The 7,394-nt window shown below is 43.4% G+C and carries 10 protein-coding genes; 7 read left to right on the forward strand and 3 right to left on the reverse strand.

Features of this window, described 5'->3' with window-relative positions:
• From PX484_RS08370 to PX484_RS08390, 5 genes are all read left to right on the forward strand, one after another.
• Window positions 1–556, forward strand: a 556-nt coding sequence (locus tag PX484_RS08370; protein ID WP_288103434.1) for a cytochrome c biogenesis ResB family protein, incomplete at its 5' end; no start/stop codon positions are given.
• A 222-nt stretch (window positions 557–778) separates the two neighbouring features.
• Window positions 779–1,624 carry a DNA-formamidopyrimidine glycosylase gene (locus PX484_RS08375; protein WP_002803234.1) on the forward strand — a complete coding sequence of 282 codons (846 nt, stop codon included), beginning with the start codon at window positions 779–781 and terminating at the stop codon, window positions 1,622–1,624.
• 141 nt (window positions 1,625–1,765) lie between these two features.
• Window positions 1,766–2,821: a potassium channel family protein gene (locus PX484_RS08380; RefSeq protein ID WP_287767358.1), complete on the forward strand. Its 1,056-nt coding sequence runs from the start codon at window positions 1,766–1,768 to the stop codon at window positions 2,819–2,821.
• Window positions 2,822–2,914: 93 nt separating this feature from the next.
• Window positions 2,915–3,115 (forward strand): DUF4278 domain-containing protein, encoded by a 201-nt coding sequence (locus tag PX484_RS08385; protein WP_002803232.1) that lies wholly within the window; start codon window positions 2,915–2,917, stop codon window positions 3,113–3,115.
• 310 nt (window positions 3,116–3,425) lie between these two features.
• A complete protein-coding gene (locus PX484_RS08390) occupies window positions 3,426–3,887 on the forward strand; it encodes a PPC domain-containing protein (RefSeq protein ID WP_130756408.1) in 462 nt (153 codons plus the stop codon).
• Here the strand turns inward: PX484_RS08390 and cobS are convergent.
• Window positions 3,884–4,642, reverse strand: a complete 759-nt coding sequence (cobS, locus tag PX484_RS08395; RefSeq protein WP_287767361.1) for an adenosylcobinamide-GDP ribazoletransferase — start codon at window positions 4,640–4,642, stop codon at window positions 3,884–3,886. The two genes, PX484_RS08390 and cobS, sit on opposite strands and share 4 nt — an antisense overlap.
• Before the next feature lie 314 nt (window positions 4,643–4,956).
• On the opposite strand from cobS, the gene PX484_RS08400 reads away from it, so the two are divergent.
• Window positions 4,957–5,337 carry a DUF4430 domain-containing protein gene (locus tag PX484_RS08400; RefSeq protein ID WP_069474938.1) on the forward strand — a complete coding sequence of 127 codons (381 nt, stop codon included), beginning with the start codon at window positions 4,957–4,959 and terminating at the stop codon, window positions 5,335–5,337.
• Window positions 5,338–5,446: 109 nt separating this feature from the next.
• Here the strand turns inward: PX484_RS08400 and PX484_RS08405 are convergent, their stop codons facing one another.
• Window positions 5,447–6,016 (reverse strand): PIN domain-containing protein, encoded by a 570-nt coding sequence (locus PX484_RS08405; protein ID WP_256094060.1) that lies wholly within the window; start codon window positions 6,014–6,016, stop codon window positions 5,447–5,449.
• A 2-nt stretch (window positions 6,017–6,018) separates the two neighbouring features.
• Window positions 6,019–6,621, reverse strand: coding sequence for a helix-turn-helix domain-containing protein (locus PX484_RS08410; protein WP_256094059.1), 603 nt, complete (start codon window positions 6,619–6,621; stop codon window positions 6,019–6,021).
• Window positions 6,622–6,874: 253 nt separating this feature from the next.
• Here PX484_RS08410 and PX484_RS08415 point away from each other — a divergent pair, with 253 nt between their 5' ends.
• A complete protein-coding gene (locus PX484_RS08415; RefSeq protein ID WP_288103439.1) occupies window positions 6,875–7,342 on the forward strand; it encodes a type II toxin-antitoxin system VapC family toxin in 468 nt (155 codons plus the stop codon).
• Window positions 7,343–7,394 lie beyond the last annotated feature (52 nt).

Here is a 7,394-nt window from a genome sequence, read left to right on the forward strand (position 1 = left end):
CGATCGCAAAACTATTCAAGTTAACCAACCTTTGCACCATAAAGGGGTGACTTTTTATCAAACCAGTTGGGGAATTGCTGGGGTAAAAGTACAGGTGAATAATAGTCCGATCCTACAGCTACCGATGGCTAGTTTAGACACAAAAGGTAATGGACAAATCTGGGGAACTTGGATTCCGACTAAAACCGATCTTAGTGAGGGAGTTTCTCTTTTAGTCAGAGATTTACAAGGTACGTTAATTGTCTATGATGCTAAGGGAGATTTAACCTCTGCTGTGCGAGAAGGAATGACGATTCCTATCAATGGAGTTAATCTAAAAATAGTCGAATTAGTCGGCAGTACAGGTTTACAAATTAAGGCAGATCCGGGAGTACCTATTGTCTATTTAGGTTTTGCTTTATTGATGATGGGAGTGGTAATGAGCTACTTTTCCCATTCCCAAATTTGGGCTTTACAATCGGGCGATCGCTTTTATATTGGTGGTAAAACTAATCGCGCTCAAGTCGGTTTTGAACGGGAAATAATTGATACTATCGAAATGTTAAAGTTAAAGTAGAATTGACGTTAATTTGGTGTCGTTTCCCGATCAGTAGGTAGGTGTTAAAAATTTTCTGATCCCCCCACCTATCGGCACCCCCCTTATCAAGGGGGGCAGGGGGGATCAGAGGCAAAATCTATCTTATATTTAATTAGAATCACTTACTTAAAAAGTTCTGTTTATCTATCTTTTGTCTTTTGCCTACCCTAACCAAGAACTTAATTTTGTTCAATCACTTATATGCCAGAATTGCCAGAAGTAGAAACGGTGCGTCGCGGGTTAAATCAAGTTACCCAGGGCAAAAAAATTATCGGTGGGGAAGTATTATTACAGCGTACCCTAGCCTATCCTAATTGCGAGGTAACTTTTCTGCAAGGAATTGCTCAGACTACGATTACCAATTGGCAGCGCCGAGGCAAATATCTCCTCGCCAATTTAGATAATGGTAGCAGTATCGGGGTTCATCTGCGTATGACCGGACAATTGCTCTGGGTAAAAGATACCACTCCCCTGCCGATTCATACGCGCTTACGCTTCTTTTTTGCTAATCAGCAAGAATTGCGCTTCGTCGATACCCGCACTTTCGGGAAAATTTGGTGGATTGCCGCCGATAAAACCCCAGAAAGCGTGATTACTGCTCTCAAAAAACTGGGATTGGAACCCTTTGATCGCAATTTTACCCCCGATTACCTCTATAGTCACTGTCAAAAAAGTCGTCGTCCGATTAAAACTTTTCTCCTCGATCAAAATGTGGTGGCAGGAATTGGTAATATCTACGCGGATGAAGTTCTTTTTAAAAGTGGTATCCATCCCCAAACTGCCGCTAATCTCTTGAAAATTGAGCAAATAGACTTATTGACAAAAAACATTATTTCTGTCTTGGAAACCGCGATCGCTGAAGGCGGGACCAGTTTTAGCGATTTTCTCCACGTTACGGGAGTTAATGGCAATTATGGGGCGATGGCCTGGGTTTATGGTCGTACCGGCGAAAATTGTCGTCTTTGCGGTGCAACTATTGCCAGAATTAAATTAAGTGGGCGCTCGGCTCATTTTTGTCCCCAATGTCAAGTCTCAAGGGAATTATGAATTATGAATTATGAATTATGAATTATGAATTGGGGAGAAAGGAGAAGGGATGCCTTTTGCCTATTGCCTTTTGTCTCCCGTCTCGGAGTCTCCTCGATTCTGCTGTAAGCTGATAGCTAGATGGTCAGGTCACGGAAATCGATGCAAAGTTCACTGAAAAGGATCATCATCGGGGCGAGTTTTTTTCTCGCTACGGTAGTCGGGGCAACTATCGGTTATATGGCCTACGGTTGGAGTTTTCTCGATGCCGTTTATATGGTGATAATTACCATATTTGGAGTAGGTTTCGGGGAAGTTAAACCGATTAACACTCCTAGTCTGAGAGCTTTTACCATGTTAGTTATCGTCTGTGGGACTACCTCGGCCGTTTATGTGGTGGGAGGGTTTTTTCAGATGCTCACCGAGGGAGAAATTAACAAAGCTTTTAGCGATCGCCGGATGAATAAAGAGATGGAATCCTTAGAAAATCACGTCATAATCTGCGGTTTTGGGCGCATAGGACGCATCCTAACGACTAAATTGGCAAAAACAGCCCAATCCTTTATTATCGTCGATAATAACCCCGATCGCATTCGATTAGCTCAGGAAAAAGGTTACATAACTCTTAATGGTAACGCCACCGATGAAAGTATTCTCCAGAAAGCCGGCATCGACAAAGCGCGAGTTTTAGCGACTGTGTTACCCGATGATGCCTTAAATGTCTTTATCACTTTAACCGCAAGAGAACTCAGTCCGCAACTATACATCATCGCCAGGGGAGAATATCCCAGCACTGAGAAAAAATTAAAATTAGCTGGAGCCGATCAAGTGGTTTTACCTGCTACCATTGGAGCAGAGAGAATGGCCCATTTAATCACCCATCCGGCCGCGATTGATTTTTTACAGGAAGATGAAGGTAGACGCAATCTTAACGAATTATTAGCCGATATCGACCTGCAATTTGAAGAATACTCGATTTTAAGCGATTCACCCTTTTTGGCACAACCTATCAGTCAGATGGAAGTGCGGGGACAGGGTGCTTTTATTATCGTTGCTGTGCGTCAATTTGATGGTGGTGTCATCACCCATCCCGACAATTCCACCATTCTACAGCAAGGCGATACGGTCATTTTATTAGGTCATCGGGGCGATGTTCCTAATTTTGCCCGTCGTTATGCTCTGCGTCGAGAAATGCGCTATCGTGGGTCTTCTTGGTAGGATAGTTACCCAGAAAAAAGTTGAGCTTTTCTGGAATTAATTTCGCTGCCGATGGAGATAAGACTAGCTCACTAATTATCTCCAGAGACAGCTATGAAATTAACCTATCGCGGCATTGCTTACGAGAAAAATCCCACTGCCACCGTTGCTTCCAGTCCGCTGATTTTAGGCTATCGTGGTGTTCCCTATTTAAAAAACCGTGATGTCGCTCAAAGCATTGAGAAACCGGTAGCCGTTACCTATCGCGGTCAAGCCTATAATATCACTCAGTCTTTAGCTTCTTTGCCCATGTAAGAACCCTCTTTAAGTTTTTAACTTCTAGTTCTTTTTCAATCAATCTCTTTTAAATATTGTCAATTAATGATCACAGCAATTACCTTAGACGGGTTTTATCTTCCCTCTTTCCCCCTTGCTCAAAGGGGGATTTTTTTACTTGTTTTTGCTAACTAAAGAATATATATTCATAGTTAAGTAAATTAATCACAGGCAGTTCCGCAGTTCCGGTGTTCCCCTTTTCTGGGGTGTGAATTTAATTTTGTCGAACTGCTGATAGTTATCAGTTTTTTGTAGAATAGGGAGATTGAGAAAACGAATACCTGCCCCTATGATAAGATTCCCTTTGACTGGTCGCTATTCTGGTTTATGCGTCTTGCTCACTTTATTCTGGTTAAGCGGTCAATCTTTACCAGTGCGAGCGGAAAAAATCTATAATCCCGTCCCCCTCATCCTCAACAAAGAAATTAACGATACTCTCACCGACAAGGATATTCCCACGGGGGAGGGGGGGTTTGCTAGGGATTATACGGTAGATTTGGAAAAGGACGATCAGGTGGCCATCGATCTCAAATCGGAAAACTTTGATGGAGTTTTAATTCTCCTGGCCGACGATGGTTCCACTGTAGCAGAAAATGATGATGGTCCTGATGGTGGCACTAATGCTCTCCTCTTTGCACGCATTACCGAGTCGGGTAAATATATTATTCGGGTGAGAGCTTTCGGAGAAACCGGTGGGGGAAAATTTACCCTGAAATTAACCCGTTTACGGGCCGTGGAAGGCAAAAATTAGCTAATTATTGTCAAAAAAACCAAGAATAGAGCCTCTGTCCACTCTACCACCGCACCGTAGGTATCGCCAGTGTGACCGCGAAGACGACGATATAACCAGTAACCAGTAAGCAGAGCGAGGGCGATTCCAGCACTAATGGCGATTATTCCCCAGCTTAGACCACCAAATAGGGCGATTAACCCCCAAATTACTCCCCCACAGTCCCAGGGCAGACAAAAAGCCACTTTATGAAAGGCTCCCTTGCCGGTGGGTTTGAGGTAGGGATAAAGAGCGATCGCCATTACTTGCCCCCAACGTCCCCAAATTGGTGCTAAAATTAGAGCTAAGGCTCGATTATCGCTTAAATCAGTCAAAGCGGCGATTTTTAGCAGCAAAACCATAGTCACGGCCATGACTCCAAAGGCCCCGGTAACACTATCGGCCATGACCGCTAAACGACGCTGGGGGTCGGTGACAGCTAAACCATCGGCCGTGTCACTAACTCCATCAAGGTGTAGTCCTCCCGTTAGATAAACCCAAACCCCCACAAGGACAACTGCACGAGTCAGGGGTGGCATTCCCAGGCCAGCTAGAGTTATATCGAGCAAAACCAGAATTAGACCCAAAAATAAGCCCACTAAGGGAATCCATCGGGCAATTCTACCAAAATCCGGCCAAGCAATCGGAACGGGAATAATCGTGTAAAAAGCGATCGCACCTAAAAATGAGCGAATTTCTTGACAAATGAAGTTAAATATGGTAATCAATCCCCCCAATTCGCTCCCGGTATGTCATCGTTTCTCATAAAGATGAAGTATAACCTAATTTTGTATCGGCCACCCTGTGGGATTTTCAAAACATCTGAGAACACCTATAATAATTCGGCATAACAGACTTACTTGTAATTTTATAGGAAGAGTTCTTGTGATCGCTCTATAGGAGAGTAATATGCGGAAAGATTTTTTAAAAAATGTGTATTTAGTGTGAGATACGGAAAGTTTCCGTATATTATGTAGTTAGGCTTGTCAGTACGTCCCTCTGATAAGTCTATCTATAATCTCAACAGGGACTGCAAATGGAGAGAACAGTTATGTCCAATACAGCAAATTTGTTTATTGATTGGCAACAACAATGGCATACACCGCCATGGCAAGCTTGTGACTATCTTCCAATAGTTCCCAACAAATCGACAGTAAAAACACTGTTAGATGAAGCAAAATCATGTAATCCAAGCGTTACCTACACATCAAAGGGATCTGGTGATAGCGAATATCTAACCTCAATTGATGGGGTGGAAAATAATCAAGGGAATAACGGTTATTATTGGGTATATTTCGTCAACGGACAGATGCCTTCAGTTGGCTTTGCTGCATATAAACTAGATTCAGGTGATAGTGTATCTTGGGATTACAAACATTATAGCTCTGGCCTGAGACAGATGAATCAACCCGATCATCCTGCGAATAAATAATTAAGCCTAACAAGGGGTTCCAGTGGACGTCAAAAAGCTGCGCTCGTTTCTCGCTTTACTTTTTGACGCCCCTGAACCTAGGCGTTAGACAGATAAAGTTTTGAGAATTTCAAAGTAGTCCATCGTACACTCTGAGTTCTGCTACAGTCTGGGCTAGACCTTGCCTTTCATAAGCTGCCAGTAACTCATCAACACTTTGCGGGGGATTTCTTAAACTCATTCGCTGTTGCTTAGCAGCTTCACAGACCACTGAAGGAGCTAAATCAATCAGATGAATAATAAACTCATCGGGATGCTGAGCCTCGATACCATATTGCTCAAGAGTTGTAGCCGGAAAATCTGACAGATTGTATGTAACAATCACATCGGCTCCTGCACAAATGGCAGCCGCTAGTACATGACGGTCATTGGCATCTGGTAAGTTTAGCGATGGAATTAGATCTTTATAACCCTGAACGAGACAGTCACGTACATTACTGTTCATCAGAGCTTTTGTACGGTGAAGACGCTCCTCCGTGAGATCAGGTCTATTCTTCAAAACATTCCGAATCCACTCATCATGAATTTCATCAGTCCATTTGGCACGGAACAAATCTGTTATCGCTAAACGCATCAAAAAATCCCGTAGAGGAGCTGGATATAAAACACACGCATCGAATAATGCAGTGAAGTTGCTCACAATCAATAGCCCATGTCCAACTCTTGTGCTTCGCGTGTAAGTTCTTCAAGAGTTTGTAATCTTTTCTGGTCTATGTCATGCTTATAGGTCATGAGGTCGTCAAATCGAATCCGGCGATGAGTTCCCACTTTTCGGTATGGAATCTTGCCATCATCAATCAGACTGATCAGGAATGGACGTGATACATTTAAGATATCTGCTGCTTGTTGTGTCGTTAACTCAGCATATACAGGCATCAAAGTAACTGCATTGCCACGAGCCATTTGCGTCAGAATATCAGTTAAAAGGCGAAATGCAGACATCGGAATAACAACCACTTCTTCTGGCTCATTATCCGCCTGCACACGCAGTCTGAAGTCAGGCAAGGGGTTTCCAACAGGGCGTTTGCCTAGAAATCTTGAAAGCTGACGGCTTGACTCACGCGCAAGCTCTGTATCTGCCGCAGTCGGTGCAATTGTCTCTTGAAAATCAGCGATTCCAGTAGCCATTGTCTTGTGCCGCTCATACTGTTGATTGAACTCTTGTCCAGAGTACCACGGCCTAGTGTAGCCCAGATACGAAATAAATGCAACAAACGCAACAAACGAAAAGTATGTTTTTGCCACAACTTGCTCACCAGCCGTAGGGTGCGTTCCCTAATGAGGCTCCCACCGCTCCGGCGATCGATTTTGGGGAACGCACCATGCAGATTGATTGCAGCTGTGGGTTTAAGTGCGATGGCGAAGGCACTGCGTAGCAGTACGCTGATCTTGTCGGTTGGGTTGACGGCTGTTACCCAACACCCTCAAAACCAAGATTAAATAAGGTAGGATAGAGAGCGAAAAGATATTCTAGGTTGCCGTTAATGGAAGCGTCTATATTGAAACAAGTATTTTTGGGCATTTAACCGCCAGACCCACTGACAATCTGATCGTTGCTGCTAATATCAAGATCACCCAGGATTGGTGGAACGAACATAGTAGCTCATTTACGCTTTACGCATCAGAGATCGTTGAAGATGAGGCAGCTAAGGGAGATCCGATAATCGCCGCTCAACGGTTAAACTTGTTACAATCCCTAATGCTTCTCGAACTTACGGAAGATGCGTTTGAACTTTCGCAAGCGTTTCTGACTCAAAGCAATCTGCCCCTAAAGGCATCTAACGACGCTTTACATATGGCATTAGCAACCGTCTATAACTTAGATTATTTGCTAACATGGAACTGCAAGCACATGGCAAATGCCCAAATTCACCACCAGCTGGCTCAGATTAGTTCTGATCTCGGATATATATTGCCAGTTATTTGCACTCCTTATGAGCTTATTGGATATAACCTAGAGGTTTAGTCATGTATAAAAATGAAATTCTCGATGAAATTCACAAGTATAGAGAAGAATA

It is taken from the genome of Microcystis sp. M49636_WE2 (assembly GCF_030065375.1).
Classification (GTDB): Bacteria; Cyanobacteriota; Cyanobacteriia; order Cyanobacteriales; family Microcystaceae; genus Microcystis; species Microcystis aeruginosa_C.